This is a genomic window from Paenibacillus glacialis (assembly GCF_001637205.1).
GTDB classification, from domain to species: domain Bacteria; phylum Bacillota; class Bacilli; order Paenibacillales; family Paenibacillaceae; genus Paenibacillus_AQ; species Paenibacillus_AQ glacialis.
In genome coordinates this window covers 24,520-40,623 of sequence record NZ_LVJH01000043.1, presented here as the reverse complement: position 1 = coordinate 40,623, position 16,104 = coordinate 24,520, and the positions used below count along the sequence as shown (strand labels likewise).

Annotated in this window: 13 protein-coding genes; 11 read left to right on the top strand and 2 right to left on the bottom strand. The window is 42.1% G+C overall.

What is annotated here, in order from left to right; genetic code table 11:
* Window positions 1–6 precede the first annotated feature (6 nt).
* The 6 genes from deoC (at window position 7) to PGLA_RS19095 (ending at window position 7,347) form a co-directional block, all read left to right on the top strand.
* Window positions 7–684 carry a deoxyribose-phosphate aldolase gene (gene deoC, locus PGLA_RS19120; protein WP_068535949.1) on the top strand — a complete coding sequence of 226 codons (678 nt, stop codon included), beginning with the start codon at window positions 7–9 and terminating at the stop codon, window positions 682–684.
* 344 nt (window positions 685–1,028) lie between these two features.
* Window positions 1,029–2,321, top strand: a complete 1,293-nt coding sequence (locus PGLA_RS19115) for a homocysteine synthase (RefSeq protein WP_068535947.1) — start codon at window positions 1,029–1,031, stop codon at window positions 2,319–2,321.
* Window positions 2,322–2,525: 204 nt separating this feature from the next.
* Window positions 2,526–3,725, top strand: a complete 1,200-nt coding sequence (locus tag PGLA_RS19110; protein ID WP_068535945.1) for a hypothetical protein — start codon at window positions 2,526–2,528, stop codon at window positions 3,723–3,725.
* 298 nt (window positions 3,726–4,023) lie between these two features.
* On the top strand, window positions 4,024–5,985 hold the full coding sequence (locus PGLA_RS19105; RefSeq protein WP_068535943.1) for a heavy metal translocating P-type ATPase: 1,962 nt from the start codon (window positions 4,024–4,026) through the stop codon (window positions 5,983–5,985).
* Between the two features lie 123 nt (window positions 5,986–6,108).
* On the top strand, window positions 6,109–7,050 hold the full coding sequence (gene trxB, locus PGLA_RS19100) for a thioredoxin-disulfide reductase (RefSeq protein WP_068535941.1): 942 nt from the start codon (window positions 6,109–6,111) through the stop codon (window positions 7,048–7,050).
* 60 nt (window positions 7,051–7,110) lie between these two features.
* Complete coding sequence (locus PGLA_RS19095) at window positions 7,111–7,347, top strand: glutaredoxin family protein (RefSeq protein ID WP_068535939.1); 237 nt, start codon at window positions 7,111–7,113, stop codon at window positions 7,345–7,347.
* 220 nt (window positions 7,348–7,567) lie between these two features.
* On the opposite strand, the gene PGLA_RS19090 is transcribed toward PGLA_RS19095, so the two are convergent.
* Complete coding sequence (locus tag PGLA_RS19090; RefSeq protein ID WP_068535937.1) at window positions 7,568–7,765, bottom strand: hypothetical protein; 198 nt, start codon at window positions 7,763–7,765, stop codon at window positions 7,568–7,570.
* A 336-nt stretch (window positions 7,766–8,101) separates the two neighbouring features.
* Between PGLA_RS19090 and PGLA_RS19085 the strand changes: the two genes are divergently transcribed.
* Window positions 8,102–9,238 (top strand): transglutaminase domain-containing protein, encoded by a 1,137-nt coding sequence (locus tag PGLA_RS19085; protein ID WP_068535936.1) that lies wholly within the window; start codon window positions 8,102–8,104, stop codon window positions 9,236–9,238.
* A gap of 192 nt (window positions 9,239–9,430) precedes the next feature.
* Here PGLA_RS19085 and acnA read toward each other — a convergent pair whose 3' ends face one another.
* Entirely contained in the window at window positions 9,431–12,145 is a 2,715-nt protein-coding gene (acnA, locus tag PGLA_RS19080) for an aconitate hydratase AcnA (protein ID WP_068535934.1), read from the bottom strand.
* 334 nt (window positions 12,146–12,479) lie between these two features.
* On the opposite strand from acnA, the gene PGLA_RS19075 reads away from it, so the two are divergent.
* From PGLA_RS19075 to uvsE, 4 genes are all read left to right on the top strand, one after another.
* Window positions 12,480–13,484, top strand: coding sequence for an amidase domain-containing protein (locus PGLA_RS19075; protein WP_068535932.1), 1,005 nt, complete (start codon window positions 12,480–12,482; stop codon window positions 13,482–13,484).
* 136 nt (window positions 13,485–13,620) lie between these two features.
* On the top strand, window positions 13,621–14,712 hold the full coding sequence (locus PGLA_RS19070) for a D-alanine--D-alanine ligase (protein ID WP_068535929.1): 1,092 nt from the start codon (window positions 13,621–13,623) through the stop codon (window positions 14,710–14,712).
* A 48-nt stretch (window positions 14,713–14,760) separates the two neighbouring features.
* Complete coding sequence (locus tag PGLA_RS19065; RefSeq protein WP_068535927.1) at window positions 14,761–15,081, top strand: hypothetical protein; 321 nt, start codon at window positions 14,761–14,763, stop codon at window positions 15,079–15,081.
* Complete coding sequence (uvsE, locus tag PGLA_RS19060; RefSeq protein ID WP_068535925.1) at window positions 15,078–16,079, top strand: UV DNA damage repair endonuclease UvsE; 1,002 nt, start codon at window positions 15,078–15,080, stop codon at window positions 16,077–16,079. The genes PGLA_RS19065 and uvsE overlap by 4 nt, the downstream gene beginning before the upstream one ends.
* Window positions 16,080–16,104 lie beyond the last annotated feature (25 nt).

The following is a 16,104-nucleotide window of genomic DNA, read 5'->3' as shown; positions in this document are numbered from 1 at the left end:
TTATTTATGAATGAACAATCAATTACAAGAATGATCGACCATACGTTATTAAAGCCTGATGCGAAGAAGGAAGATATTCAAAAGTTAGCTGAAGAGGCCAAAATTCATGGATTTGCTTCGGTGTGTGTGAACCCGACGTGGGTTGCTGTAGCTCATGCGATATTGAAAGACACTCCTGAAGTCAAAGTGTGTACCGTCATTGGTTTTCCGCTAGGGGCTTCAACACCAGAGGTTAAGGCGTTTGAAACGTCAAATGCGATTGCAAATGGCGCAGGTGAAGTGGATATGGTCATTAATATCGGAGCTTTAAAAAGTCACGATGATGCATTAGTAGCTCGAGATATTGCTGCTGTTGTTCAAGCGGCAAATGGAAAAGCACTGACAAAGGTCATTATTGAGACATGTTTGCTTTCTGATGAAGAGAAAGTACGTGCCTGTGAGTTAGCTGTAAAAGCGGGTGCTGATTTTGTCAAAACATCTACAGGATTTTCTACTGGTGGAGCCACGAAAGAAGATATCGCATTAATGCGTGCTACGGTAGGCCCAGATATCGGTGTTAAGGCTTCAGGTGGAGTGCGGAGTGCTGAAGATGCACAAATCATGATCCTTGCAGGTGCAACCCGAATTGGGACAAGCGGAGGCGTCGCTATTGCGAATGGAGAACAATCTCAAGGAAGTTATTAATAGATCACTCAATCTATCTAGATTGAACTAAAGACGAACCCTCATATTCATGATTCTCTTTAGAAATGATTGAACTTGTGAGCGCTAACTTTAGTTCAATCCATCTATCTAGATAAGTAATGTTAAAGGTGAACTGGTATTCCAATCTCTTAGGGGAAGGATGCCAGTTTTTTTATATAAAGGGTTTAGGGATGTTTATCAAGATTAAGAGGGATTGTTTTGTACTTTTCTGATGTGTTTAGTATGGAATATGCTTTTCAAATCCATTTATTTATGAGAAAATGTGGAAGTGATTAAATGTGTATTATAACATCAAATCTTTCATTGAAAAGGGAGGATTCACCATGTCCGAAGAAAACCGTTTATCGTTAGAAACCTTGGCTGTTCATGCAGGTCAGCAGATTGACCCAACTACGTTATCTCGTGCAGTTCCTTTGTACCAGACGACATCTTATGGATTTCATGATAGTGAGCATGCTGCAAATTTGTTCGCACTTAAGGAGTTCGGTAATATCTATACTCGGATAATGAACCCTACTACGGACGTGTTCGAGCAACGTATTGCTGCTCTAGAAGGCGGCGCAGGTGCTTTGGCAACGGCGTCAGGTCAAGCGGCTATTACATTCTCGATTCTTAATATTGCAGGTGCTGGAGATGAGATTGTTTCTTCATCCAGTCTATATGGTGGTACTTATAACCTGTTCGCTAATACATTGGCGAAACTGGGGATCAAAGTTCATTTCGTAGATTCTAATGATCCAGAGAATTTCCGTGCAGCGATTACGGATAAGACGAAGGCTCTTTATGCGGAAACGGTTGGTAATCCTCAAGGAAATATCCTTGATGTAGAAGCGGTAGCGAATATAGCTCATGAGCATGGTCTTCCTCTTATTGTAGATAATACATTCCCAAGTCCGTACTTGCTCCGCCCGATCGAACATGGCGCTGATGTTGTCGTTCATTCGGCAACGAAGTTTATTGGCGGTCATGGAACATCTATCGGTGGTGTCATTGTTGACGCTGGCAAATTCGATTGGAAAGCTAGTGGTAAATTCCCTGGTCTTACTGAACCAGACCCAAGCTACAATGGCGTAGTCTATACTGATGCTGTGGGTCCAATAGCGTATATTATCAAAGCTCGCGTTCAATTATTAAGAGACATGGGTTCTTCGATATCCCCATTCAACTCTTGGATGCTTGTACAGGGTCTGGAGACGCTTCATTTACGTATGGAGCGCCATAGTGAGAATGCGCTTAAAGTAGCACAATATTTGGAGAATCATGCGGATATAGAGTGGGTAAGTTATTCAGGACTCCCAAGTCATCCTTCGTATGAACTTTCCAAGAAATACTTGCCTAGTGGACAAGGAGCAATCCTAACATTTGGTATTAAGGGTGGTACGGAAGCAGGTCGGAAATTGATCGAGAATGTACAACTATTCTCACATCTGGCGAATGTCGGAGATTCGAAGTCATTGATCATTCACCCTGCTAGCACAACACACCAACAATTGTCGGAACAACAGCAAGTCGCAGCGGGTGTTAAACCGGAAATGATTCGATTATCCGTTGGGACGGAAAATGTTAAGGATATTATCAATGATTTGGAACAAGCCATTCAAGCTAGTCAGAAATAAGTGATAGTATTGTGGCACGTACTCTTAAGATCATTCATTTAATATAGCTAGGATTATTTATACAGTAGGTGCTTTTTCTTTCCGAAAGGAGGGGAGCACCTTTTTTTATGTATAAATAGGTAATGGCTGTATATTTTTTATAATGATTTAATACGCTTTATGTATGTTCGTTATTTCGATGAGGAAAGAGGGTGGACAGCGACAATGAACCGTAAAGAGGGTCACTATTCTTGCAGCAGTGGAACAACAGGATGTTCAAATATCGGCAATATGAAAGCGTTATACTCCTTGAGTGCTCAGGAGCAAGCTGTAGCTGAGAATGAACAGGGTTGGGTGCAAGACGATTATTTGTTCCGAAGTGAAGGGAACCTTTACAGTACACAGGCTGATCATCTACCTGTCAAAGCAAGTTCATTATCGGAATTGCTCTCACTTGTTGAGCTCGTTGAGCTAGGAACGTTATCACGTGAAGAAGCATTAATGTGCATAGATGTTGAGTGTATTCGTAAGATTGAAGGAGATATCGTATATACTCATCGGGGTCATCATGAAATCCTTCAGAAGTTACTCTTATGGAGTGATCAGGTAAGAACTTTGAAGGTAATGACGGGGGGATTAACTCCTGAGGAACTGTGGATAGGAAAGTCCATGGGAGTAGCTAATGTTGGATTAGTACGTTGTGAAGAATTGTTAAAGCTAGAACCCTTAAATAGTATTGTTCCCACTGGATGGATGATGGATGAGGAGATTGCTGTACCCCTGCAACGACGATTATTATGTCTGCTTCAAGAACAGTGGGAATCGTTATTTTATGCGCTTCAGGGTGTGCCTGCGACAATTAGCTTGATACAAGCATCGAATTTCGGAACCTCTTCTTATTCCATGCTTGGAATTCAAGATATTCAGATTGAAGCTTTATTTCGGGCAATGCGAACGTGTGAACAACAGGGAATAGATTGTATGGTGGATATATTAGTCACTCATCCAGCGAGTGCTGAACAATTTGCAGATGGAATTCATTTCGTCGACCAGGTTGCAGAACAGACACTTGGACATATACGCCGTTCTATTAAATATCGAGTGGGAGCCTTAATTCCTTGGAATATCCGATCATCCGTTGCGGCAGATCTTGCCCGCGCTACGAACTTACTGGTGGTGGAATGGGAAGAAAGAAATGTGATGTCCCCGGATGATTCAATGAACATGGGAATCTTTCATCATATTCGGCAGATCCATCCGCGTATTCATATTAGAGCCGTAGGGCATTTAACGAGTGCAGATCTTCCTGCCATCTTTGCATTCGGGATCGATGAAATGAGTTGTGATCCTCGGGAGGCAACGGTTATTCGTATAGCTGCGGCACAATTGGAATTGATGGAGAAAGTGATCGGATTTCATTTATAGCTCTTATAAACAAGGAACCTGAAAGTAAGTGTGTCGTCTGATGACACGTTGGATATCCATCCTTAAGGGCGGGTGTAGCCGTTTCTTCTTGTGTGTATGGAATCTTCCTATTTACTTGGCATCTACAAAGGAATATAATACAATTATAAAGTTTCCTTAGGGAAAAATAATTGTATAAGTACAAGAAATGATTTTCATTCTCATTTGCCTTACATGCTGCTCCGGATACCCGGAGCAGCATGTGTCATTTTTAGGAAGATAATAATGCAATTCATTCTCAAGTGGAAGGTGATTAACAATGGAAAATACTCAAAAAGCTTTATCAAGGATAGGATGGTCTTCCGTCCGAAAACAGGCTAATCAGCCTAACCCTCATAAAAGGGGAAGATTTGATCTACGTAGTATGCTTCGCAATAAGGAGATGCTTGCTGCATTAGGAAGCGGATTGCTTACATTAATAGCATGGTCAGTCGGACATTGGGCGCCTTACCTATCGATTCTGTTGTATATCACAGCCTATACAATAGGGGGATGGGCTACAGCACGAGAAGCTGTATATACGCTGGTTAAAGAACGAGAACTCGATGTTAATCTGCTTATGATTGCCGCAGCTATGGGTGCAGCTACAATCGGTTACTGGAATGAGGGTGCTCTGCTAATTTTTATATTTGCTTTAAGTGGTGCATTAGAGAGTTACACCATGGAACGGAGCAAGAAAGATATCTCTTCGTTAATGGCTCTGAAACCAGAGACTGCTCTGCGGATTGAGAATGGCGAGATGGTAAAGATCAATATTGACCAACTCCAAATAGGAGATCTGTTTCTAGTTAAGCCAGGTGAATTGATCCCAGCTGATGGTCGTGTGGAGCGTGGTTACTCATCGGTTAATCAAGCATCGATAACAGGTGAAGCTATTCCTGTAGATCGAACAACAGGGGATATCGTCTTTGCCGGTACGATTAATGGGGAAGGTGTATTATATGTCGAAGTAACTCAATCGGCTGAATCTACTGTATTTGCCAAAATCATAAGACTTGTCGAGGAAGCGGAAAGTGAATTGCCTCAATCTCAGCGTTTCATTAAACGATTTGAATCGGTCTATGCGCGTATTGTAGTTACGATAACGATAGCAGTCATGCTTCTATTACCTCTTCTCCTTGGATGGACTTGGGGAACGGCGTTCTATAAAGCGATGGTGTTCCTTGTCGTTGCCTCTCCATGCGCATTAGTCTCATCGATTATGCCAGTTATGCTGTCGGCGATCTCGAATCGTGCACGTAAAGGGATTCTCTTTAAAGGTGGTGCTCATGTGGAGAACATGGCGCTGACATCTGTAGTAGCTTTTGACAAGACTGGAACACTTACGTTGGGAACGCCACAGGTGACAGATTTTATTGTAGATGAGCGTTATGAACGTGATGAATTACTTACTATATGTGCCTCTATAGAGCAGTTATCTGAACATCCACTAGCTAAGGCAATTTTGCGAAAAGCAGAGGAAGAGGAACTTCCATTGAAATCTGTTGATCATGCAGAGTCTTTAACGGGTTGGGGAATGACTGCTGAGGTCGAAGGTACCCTATGGAGAATAGGCAAGAGTGATATTCTCGATGGCTCGACAGATGGATCTAAGGCGGTCTGGATGGAACGCAGAAGACGCTTAATTTCACAGGGAAAGACCGTATCCATTATAATGGAGGGGGAAGAAGTGGCGGGGCTTATCGCATTACAGGATACGATCCGACCACAGGCAGTACGTGCTGTGCGGTCGTTACAAGCTTTAGGGATCCGCGTTGCAATGCTTACAGGAGATCATCGAGATACGGCACAGGTCATTGGTGAACAGATTGGTGTCGATTGGATCTATGCAGATCTCCGTCCAGAAGAAAAGGTTGCTCATGTTAAAGAATTAAGGGAGAAGTATGGCCATGTGGTTATGGTAGGTGACGGAGTTAATGATGCTCCTGCACTGGCAACAGCAACAGTTGGTATCGGCATGGGAATGAACGGAAGTGGAACAGCTTTAGAAGTGGCAGATGTGGTTCTCATGAATGACAATATTGAGGAGATTGCTAGTACCATCAAGCTTTCACAACGAGCCCAAAGAGTGATTAAACAAAATATGACCTTCTCAATCAGCATCATTCTAATTCTAATTCTTAGCAACTTCATAGGAGATATTGCTCTTCCATTAGGCGTAATTGGACATGAGGGAAGCACCATATTAGTTATTCTGAATGGGTTACGGCTGCTCAGGTGATCTGTAACAAATATGTTGACATATTGGTGATTTTGAAACATAATAGTTACTAGATAATAATTATTATAATTAACAATTTGAAATATATCTTTATACACTATCATTTTATTAGGGGGAACCTATATGTACAAATCTATTATTGTTGGAACTGGTCCTGCAGGATTAACAGCTGCTATTTATTTGGCTCGTGCCAATATGAAGCCACTCGTTATCGAAGGACCACAACCGGGTGGACAATTAACTACAACGACTGAAATTGAGAATTTCCCAGGATTCCCTGATGGCATTATGGGTCCTGAATTGATGGATAACATGCGTAAACAAGCTGAACGCTTCGGTGCAGAGTTCAGAACGGGATGGGTCAATAGCGTAGAACTAGAAAGCCGCCCATTTAAGTTGAATGTGGAAGGTATCGGAGAATTGGTTACTGAAACGCTAATTCTTTCGACTGGAGCGACAGCTAAATATTTAGGAATTCCTGGTGAGCAGGATAATATCGGACGTGGTGTAAGTACATGTGCTACTTGCGACGGATTCTTTTTCCGAGGTAAAGAGATTGTAGTTATAGGTGGCGGTGATTCCGCGCTTGAGGAAGCTAACTTCCTAACTAGATTCGCTTCAAAAGTAACACTTGTTAACCGCCGTGAAGAATTACGTGCCTCGAAGATTATGCAGGATCGTGTTCGCGCCAACGATAAAGTACAGTGGTCCCTTAATCGTACTCCTATTGAGGTATCTGCTAATGAGAAAGGCGTTAATGGCCTTAAAGTGTTAAACAATCAGACAGGCCAGGAAGAATTGATTGAGGCAAGTGGTGTGTTTGTAGCGATAGGTCACCATCCGAACACTGCATTTCTAGGTGGGAAAATCACAACAGATGCGAATGGATATATTGTTGTGACACCAGGAACATCTGAGACGAATATCCCTGGTGTATTTGCTTGTGGCGATGTTCAGGATACCAAATACAGACAAGCGATTACGGCTGCTGGTAGTGGCTGTATGGCGGCGATGGACTGTGAGAAGTATATTGAAAGCCTTGAATATAGTGAGGTTAAGATTTAATATAGCGAATGAGATTACTAAGAATGCATTAAGAACAGCATAAATAAAGGAGGAATTAACATGGAAAATGTTATCGTGTATACAAGTTCGAATTGCCCTCATTGCCGTCAGGTGAAAGGATATTTGGCTGACAAAGGGATTCAATATGAAGAACGTAATATTGAGACAAATGATGATTTTGCTCAACAAGTATGGGATATGGGACTCAGAGCGGTACCTGTCACTGTCATTGGTGAACACAAGATCGTGGGAATGAATACAACACAGTTCAACAGAGCGTTGAATCCAGAAGCTTAAATCTGTATCATGCGAAAGGCTTCACCTTCCAAGTAAGAGGAGGGCGAAGCCTTTTTGGTGTACAAAAATTAGAATGTTCAGATTCAGACGCCATATGTTACTTATACTTATGGCACAAATAGGTGCAGTGCACAAAGTTAAAGTTAGACGATGATATCACGAGTTGAGAAAGCTTGAATTTTAAGAATACAGACAATCGAGTTCCACTTGTAGTGTCGCGTCAAAAAAATATCAACATGCTGAGCTGGAACACTACATAAGCAAGTACGCCTGCAAGGATGAGCATAAATCCAGATTTCCGCTTGGCCTGGAAGAATCGCAAGATGGCGAGGCTGAACAATGGAGCAATCACGACCAAAAATAATAATACAGTGATGAACATTTGTGCCGAGATATTAGAAGTATCAACGTAGGTCAAGGAACCTCTCTCCATTTCATAAATGATATGACTAAAATCACAATCGTTAATCCTATTATAACGAAATTTTTTCGTAGTGACGCTATAAAAGAAGGCGAAAATGCGAATTAATGTTATATCATTCCTGTAAATCGGAAGTGATCGAGGAATAGGAAACGTTGGGTAAAGCTGTAAAGGGCATTTTCATATATTCTAAGCATATATTTGAATATTGGAGATAGTGAATTCTGGCGTGGAAGGAGAGACTACAACGAATGGCATCTTACATATTGCACTTGCACAATAAGGATGTGTTACAATATTTATGTGAATTAAGTAGAGAAAGGCAGGGTATTCATGACAAAAGGCCGCGATCGACTTGTAAAAGTACTGCTAATCGGAATGCTTATGGCGGTTGCAGTTCCACCGACTGTGGACTTTGAGCAGGTTTATGCTGCATCCAAATCTACTGTAGTGAGATCTGTTAGTGACATTCAAGAACTACTACTGTCAGCTATGAATAACACCCAAGTGAATGTTACTTTTGAATATAAAGGCAAGACTAAATCGCTCAAAACGCAATTGAAACAAGCATTGGACCAAGCGATGGAGAGCGATCCATATATTAATTATACCATTGCAAGTTATGGCTATTCATATCGGGGTAGTCCTAGCGCGGCAGATGTAACGGTCAAACTCAGTTATCGTGAGACTGCCCAAGAAACGGCATATGTAGAGAAGCGAGTAAAGAGTGTACTGAAGGAAATCATTGTTCCAGGTATGAATGATCACGAGAAGGTCAAAGCGATTCATGACTGGATCGTTATCCATTTGCAATATGATAAGACGTTGCAGAAATATACAGCTTATGAGGGGCTCAGTACGGGAAGCGCCGTTTGTCAAGGATATTCCCTTTTGACATACAAAATGCTGAAAGAATCAGGCATACAAAATAAAATCGTAGAGGGTACTGCCACGCCGAAGGGTAGTGGAATAAGTCAGCTTCACGCATGGAATTTGGTTCTTATATCGGGTAGTTGGTATCACTTAGATACAACATGGGATGATCCGGTTCCTGATCAGAAGAATGTTGTGAGTATCGAATATTATCTGCGGAATGATAAACAGATGCGCAAAGACCATACGTGGACTAAGCCGTATCCAAAAGCTACGACATTGTATCGTAACACGCTATCGACACTTGTTCAACAGGGAGGGAATAAAACATCCTTCTTTAAGAAGTTGGTGAAGGACCTTCAATATAACCTTTATGAGAAGAGTGAGATTGTATCTTCGTCTACCCAATTGAAAGCAAAAGCGAAGGCGAGCATTCAGCAAGGTGACAAGTCGATTGTATTTCGTTTTCATGGAAATGAAGCTTCATTGATGGAGGCTCTCCAACAGTTATATACGTTAAATATCAAGGGGATATCCTATAACCATAGCCCTTTCGAAGAGACAGGGGACTTGAAAGTAGTTGTTACTTGGAAATAGATGGAAGTAATAAGTAAACACAAAAAGAGAAGGGCATAGGTTCTGCCTTTCTCTTTTTGTGTCTTAAAAATTGCTGTATCGATTATTTGCTCTTCTTAATCCAAGCTGCGATGTCGTCAATAATAATCGGAGCTACGTTAGAAGGTAGGTTATATTCTTGACCAGTAGAAACACGAATGGGTCCATTCAAAATTACCCGTTCTTAATCATTTGACGAAGAACCGTTTGTAGAATTCCACCGTTATGGTAGTAGTCTACATCTACCGTACTATCGAGGCGGGCTGTAGCTGTGAAGTCAAACTTCGTACCATCTTCGCGAGTTGCAGTGACAGTGACATCTTGGTTAGGTTTAATATCATTATTAACGCCAAGAATATCGAAGGTTTCACGACCATTTAGACCAAGGCTAATCCAACTGGAACCTTCTTGGAATTGCAATGGTAGAACGCCCATGCCCACAAGGTTACTGCGGTGAATACGTTCATAGCTCTCAGCGATGACAGCTTTGACGCCAAGTAGAGTAGTTCCTTTAGCAGCCCAGTCACGTGAGCTTCCTGTTCCATACTCTTTACCAGCGATGACGATCAGATTTTGTTTATGGTCCTGATAATCCATGGAGGCATCATAGATAGACATAACTTCGTCATTCAATAGATTCGTTGTTACGCCGCCTTCTGTTCCTGGAGCGACTTGGTTACGAATACGAATGTTAGCGAATGTTCCTCTCATCATCACTTCATGGTTACCACGACGAGAACCGTATGAGTTGAAATCTTTGCGATCCACGCCATGTTCTTTCAAATAAAGACCGGCAGGACTGGATGGTGAAATATTACCCGCTGGTGAGATGTGATCTGTTGTGACCGAATCACCTAGAAGTGCTAACACGCGAGCGGAGCGAATATCTTGGATATCCGTTAGATCAGTACCAAGATTCTCAAAGAATGGTGGATTCTGAATGTACGTGGAGTTATCATCCCATTCATACAGTTCACCCTCAGGTACAGGAATGTTGTTCCAACGCTCATTCGCTGTAAATACATTCGCGTATTTCTGGCGGAACATCTCTGGAGTAACAGCCATTGCGATAGCTTCCTTAATCTCAGCAGAAGTTGGCCAGATATCTTTCAAATAGACAGGCTCATTATTCTGATCGTAACCAATAGGATCATTTTGTAGGTCAATGTTAACTGTACCTGCAAGAGCATAAGCCACAACCAATGGTGGAGATGCTAGGTAATTCGCTTTAACTTGAGCATGAACACGACCCTCAAAGTTACGGTTACCTGATAATACAGCAGCCACAGTCAGATCGTTATCTGAAATAGCTTGGCTTACTTCATCCGGTAGTGGACCTGAGTTACCGATACATGTTGCACATCCGTATCCCGCAAGATAGAAACCAAGAGCTTCGAGTGATTCAAGTAGTCCTGCTTTCTTCAAGTACTCGGTTACAACGAGTGAACCCGGCGTTAAGCTGCTCTTCACATAACCTGGTTTCTTCAAACCTCGTTCTACAGCTTTCTTAGCCAGTAGACCGGCACCTAACATAACGCTTGGATTAGAAGTGTTCGTACAGCTTGTAATTGCAGCAATAACGACTGCACCCGTTCCAAGTTGGCTAACTGAACCATCTGTATGTTGAATACTTACGGACTGCTCAATTTTACTATCACTTAGGCCATATCCACCTTTATCAACAGGTGTCCGCATGATGTCATTAAAGGAATCCTTCATGTGCGTCAATTCAATACGGTCCTGAGGACGTTTCGGTCCAGCTAAGCTAGGTACGATAGATGCCAAATCTAGTTCAATAATTTCTGTGAACTCAGGATCTACGGTATCTACCGTGCGGAACATATCTTGTGCTTTATAATAAGCTTCAACGAGCTCAACTTGTTCATCAGAACGTCCTGTATTTCTTAGGTATGCCAACGTTTCATCGTCTACGGGGAAGTATCCAATGGTAGCGCCATATTCTGGTGCCATATTAGCAACTGTGGCACGGTCAGCTAGGCTAATGTTAACTAAGCCTGGGCCAAAGAACTCAACGAATTTACCAACAACGCCTTTTTTACGTAAAATTTGAGTTACAGTAAGAGCTAGATCTGTCGCTGTAGCACCTTCGGTTAGGCTACCTGTGAGCTTGAATCCGACAACCTCAGGCATGATGAAATATAGTGGTTGTCCAAGCATTCCTGCTTCCGCTTCAATTCCACCTACGCCCCATCCAACAACGCCGAGGCCATTAATCATCGTTGTGTGGGAATCCGTTCCTACAAGGGAATCAGGATAGACAACAGTCTCACCATCAATCGTCTTCGTTGCAGCTACAGAGGCTAGGTATTCTAGATTGACTTGATGAACAATTCCAGTTGCTGGAGGTACAGCGCGGAAGTTATTGAACGCAGTCTGAGCCCAACGTAGGAAACGATAACGTTCCTCATTGCGTTCAAATTCCACTTCCATATTATATTCTAGTGCGTCCGGTGTTCCGAATGCATCAACCATAACGGAGTGGTCAATGACGAGGTCTACAGGTACAAGTGGGTTAATCTTCTTAGGATCACCGCCAGCTTTCTTCACGGTGTCCCGCATTGCAGCAAGATCGACTACGACAGGTACCCCTGTGAAATCCTGAAGTACAATCCGTGCTGGAATAAACGGAATCTCTTTGTTCTCGTCACGGCCCTTATTCCACTCTGCAAGTTGCTTGATATGTTCTTCAGTAATTGCTCGTCCATCGAATTGGCGAACAGCAGCCTCTAGTAATACTTTAATGGAGTAAGGAAGTGTTGAAATGCTACCTATTCCTTGCTTTTCTAAAGATTGTAGGCTGTAGTAACGATAGTCCTTGCCACCAACCGTAAGATTACTTGCGGTAGAGAAATGATCTTTTCCTGACATACACATGTTCCTCCTTGTTTGTATAAAATACCTCTTGTTTCACTAGATGAAACGCAATTTCATAATTTATATTTGATTTAAGTATACCGTTTACATAGAAGCTAGTAAAGAGGTTTTTGACTCTATTCCGAGTTCTATTCTCAAAAATATAAGAGGAGTGAGTTCCAAGTTTCACTACCTTTCTATTATGTTATTAATGAAATGAGATCGGAATTCCAATAGAGTGCAAAGTGTTTCTGTTCCATGAGAATAAATGGATAGTGTAAGGATTTCGCTCATATATTGAAATATAAATGGGTGTGTACAATTTCTAAGTAAGGGGAGAAATGATCTTATGGAGCAGGAATGGAAGCAAGTCCTTTTTACTTTCGTTAATCAATATAATCAATTTCAGATCGATGAACGGGCTGAGACGAGGTACCAAGTAGTAACGGATCTAAATTATTTAATGGAAAGATCAGAAAGATCGAAAAGGCTTGGCGATTGGTATAAATTCCGAGATGCTAAGCCGTTACGAAGTGAGACAAGGGCTACGCTGTTGCGAACGATGAATGAAACCCCACAAGAAGTGGTCGTGGACATACAACTTCATGCGCATCTTTTTTATTCTAAGGGCGGGATGACTCATCGAGAAGATACGATACAACAGCAACGGCTTAAATTCATAAGGGATGGAGAGGAATGGGTTATTGTTTCGGTAGAACAATTGACTACTGAACGTCATCCCCTCTTACAGAACGTATTATCTTCTAATGGTACTGGAGACATGTATGGTGGAGCCTCAGGACCTTATTTAAATGCAAATATATTGGGAGGCGGAGCAGGACGCCGTTCGACGAAGTATCGTCGAGAAGATGCTGTAGCTTATGCTGATCGCTGGTGGGATTCTGAGAATCCCGAATTCACAGCTTTTGCAGTCAATTGTACGAATTATATCTCGCAATGTCTCTTTGCAGGGGGGGCTCCAATCCACTATACTGGTAACAGAGCTACAGGATGGTGGTACAAAGGATATCTTAGTGGCAAGGAATGGTGGAGTTATAGCTGGGCCGTATCAAATGGCTTAGAACAGATGTTAAGAACGAGTACTTGGGGCTTGAGGGCAGAAGTCGTTGATCGGGCGGAACAACTCATGCTTGGTGATGTGATTGTCTATGATTGGGATGGCAATGGCAATTATGAGCATAGCACCATTGTGACGGCCTATGACGCGGGTGGAATGCCTCTAGTAAATGCTAATACCGTAAGTAGTCGGCACCGCTACTGGGATTATAAAGATTCTTATGCGTGGCAGGAGAATACGAGGTATCAGTTCTTGCATATTCCAGATGTGTTCTAAGTATATAGATTGAACGAAAGTGTGCGCTCACATGTTCAATCATTTCTAAAGGGAATCATGAATATGGGGGTTCGTCATTAGTTCAATCTATATAGATGAGACGAATTAAATTATATATAGAAGAAAGAGGTTAGGCATGAGTAAATCTACAGTAGGTCTTGTATATGGCGGTAAATCGGGAGAACATGAGGTTTCATTACAAACAGCTTTCGCGGTGATGAACGCCTTTGATTACAATAAATATGAGATTGTTCCATTCTATATTACGAAGCAAGGAGATTGGCGCAAAGGGGAGCTACGACAATCTCCTTTTGAGCGAATTGAAGAGCTTAAGCTTGAGAATAATTCAGAGGGAACACAGGCTGCATTAAGTGTATTATTCAGTCGCTTATATGGTGGCGGTGAATCCTCCACTAAAGTAGATCTTATGTTCCCACTCCTTCACGGAACCTTTGGTGAAGATGGTACGATTCAAGGATTATTCGAAATGGCTAATATGCCTTATGTTGGTGCGGGAGTATTGGCTTCAGCTGCAGGGATGGATAAGGTAGTTATGAAGAAGTTATTTGCGCAAGTGGGATTGCCACAATGTGAGTATCGTTATTTCACACGTAGCCAATGGAAGCGCGATAGCTTTGAACTAATCATAGGTGTGGAAGATCATTTAGGATATCCTTGTTTTGTTAAGCCTGCCAATTTAGGATCTAGCGTTGGGATTTCTAAGGCGAAGGATCGTGAAGAGCTTACCAAAGCTGTGGAATTCGCATTCCGTTACGACATCAAGGTTATTGTTGAAGAATTTGTGGATGCTAGAGAAGTTGAGGTTAGTGTTCTAGGGAATGATGAACCTATGGCTTCGGTTCCTGGAGAGATCGTATCGACTAGTGAGTATTATGACTATGCTGCTAAATATACGGATGGTCAATCTCAAATGCTGATTCCAGCACCAGTAGATTCTGAAATGGCCGATCGTATTAGAGAAGCTGCTATTGTGGCTTTTCAAGCAATCGAAGGCAGTGGTATTAGCCGAGCAGACTTTTTCGTTCGTAAATCGGATGACGCTATCTTCATCAACGAATTGAATACGATGCCTGGATTTACACCTTACAGCATGTATCCTCTATTGTGGCGGGAGACAGGATTGAGTTATGCTGCTTTGCTAGATCGAATGATTGAATTAGCATTAGAACGTTACGCCAGCAAGCAGGCACTGGATTACAATAACTAATCTGTAGTCCAGACCCTTTATCTTGAGAATAGAAAAGAGGAATCTGGTATGGGTTTTCAGACGGAATTCAATTCAGTATGTAAGTTTAAGAGTGAGCAAGAACTCTATGAATTATTGGAATATGGACGCGGTAAAATGGTAAAGAAGGGCTTTCGCGTCTATCCGACTGGACAGAAAGTGATTGCTTATACGCCAGAAAATGTAGCAATAGCAATCGTTAAGATTGTCGGATGTATCGCTGAAATTAACTTTCAGGGGGAAGAAGTCACGGAAGTGGAGATGGAATTCATTCGTAAATTGAATCCGGAAGAATCCCGCATTCAGACTGATCTGGCGTATGAGATGTTCTTCAGCGAACAAAAAGCATGATTGTCCGTTTCGGATTTGTAGCTATGTCTATGATTGTGCAGAATTCATCTCCTTCTAAGACGATGACAATGGCGAGTTTTAATAAGATAGCTGATCGAGACGCAGCGCTTCGGAAGCTGGAACGAATTGGTCTTGAGAACTTACACAATACGTTACGGATTCTTAAACACTGTATTGCACACGAGATTAAGGTATATCGATTCTCATCCAAGTTAGTTCCATTAGCAACTCATCCAGACCTTACGGATTGGAATCCTATGGCTGTATTACAAGATTCATTTGCTGAAATAGGAGACTATGTCAACAAACATGGCATGAGGGTTTCATTTCATCCGGATCATTTCACCGTTCTAAGCACGCCTCGTTCAGAGGTATTGATTAACTCTGTTCGTGATCTGCATCATCATGTAACCATGCTTACAGCTATGGGACTTACTGCAACCGCTAAGAATAATATTCATATTGGTGGGGCGTATGGGGACAAGCTCTCCGCGGCAGCACGATTTGAAGAACACTTCTCACAATTGGATGTAGGTGTTAAGGAACGCTTAACGTTGGAGAATGATGATAAGACCTTCAATGCGCTTGAGACGTTGAGGGTATGTCAGAAGACAGGGTTACCTATGGTTATAGACATTCATCATCAATGGGTAAACAATGAAGGAGAGACACCTTGGGAGCTATGGCCAGATATTCTTAAGACTTGGCAGAGTACACTAGCACAAGCAGATGCGTTACCAGGTGTACCACTTGCGCCCAAAATTCATGTATCCAGTCCAAGAAGTACTACGGATATTAGGAGCCATGCTGACGGTATAGAGATTGGTTCTCTGCTTGATTTCTTGCGACATATCTCACGAGATACGGGGCATTTGGATGTTATGATTGAGGCGAAAAATAAAGATGTTGCGTTGTTTGAGTTGATGAAGGATATGGGGCAGTTCGCTTCTGAAGGAGTAACTATTCGGGATGGGGCAAGCATCGAGATACTTCCTTAACATGAATAATAAATTAACACTTGAA

Bases quoted from the DNA above. Each gene is read 5' to 3' on its own strand.
- PGLA_RS19075 (WP_068535932.1), top strand. From the start codon at position 12,480: ATGGAGCAGGAATGGAAGCAAGTCCTTTTTACTTTCGTTAATCAATAT.
- PGLA_RS19095 (WP_068535939.1), top strand. From the start codon at position 7,111: ATGGAAAATGTTATCGTGTATACAAGTTCGAATTGCCCTCATTGCCGT.
- PGLA_RS19110 (WP_068535945.1), top strand. From the start codon at position 2,526: ATGAACCGTAAAGAGGGTCACTATTCTTGCAGCAGTGGAACAACAGGA.
- acnA (WP_068535934.1), bottom strand. From the start codon at position 12,145: ATGTCAGGAAAAGATCATTTCTCTACCGCAAGTAATCTTACGGTTGGT.
- PGLA_RS19115 (WP_068535947.1), top strand. From the start codon at position 1,029: ATGTCCGAAGAAAACCGTTTATCGTTAGAAACCTTGGCTGTTCATGCA.
- PGLA_RS19105 (WP_068535943.1), top strand. From the start codon at position 4,024: ATGGAAAATACTCAAAAAGCTTTATCAAGGATAGGATGGTCTTCCGTC.
- trxB (WP_068535941.1), top strand. From the start codon at position 6,109: ATGTACAAATCTATTATTGTTGGAACTGGTCCTGCAGGATTAACAGCT.
- PGLA_RS19085 (WP_068535936.1), top strand. From the start codon at position 8,102: ATGACAAAAGGCCGCGATCGACTTGTAAAAGTACTGCTAATCGGAATG.
- PGLA_RS19070 (WP_068535929.1), top strand. From the start codon at position 13,621: ATGAGTAAATCTACAGTAGGTCTTGTATATGGCGGTAAATCGGGAGAA.
- PGLA_RS19065 (WP_068535927.1), top strand. From the start codon at position 14,761: ATGGGTTTTCAGACGGAATTCAATTCAGTATGTAAGTTTAAGAGTGAG.
- deoC (WP_068535949.1), top strand. From the start codon at position 7: ATGAATGAACAATCAATTACAAGAATGATCGACCATACGTTATTAAAG.
- uvsE (WP_068535925.1), top strand. From the start codon at position 15,078: ATGATTGTCCGTTTCGGATTTGTAGCTATGTCTATGATTGTGCAGAAT.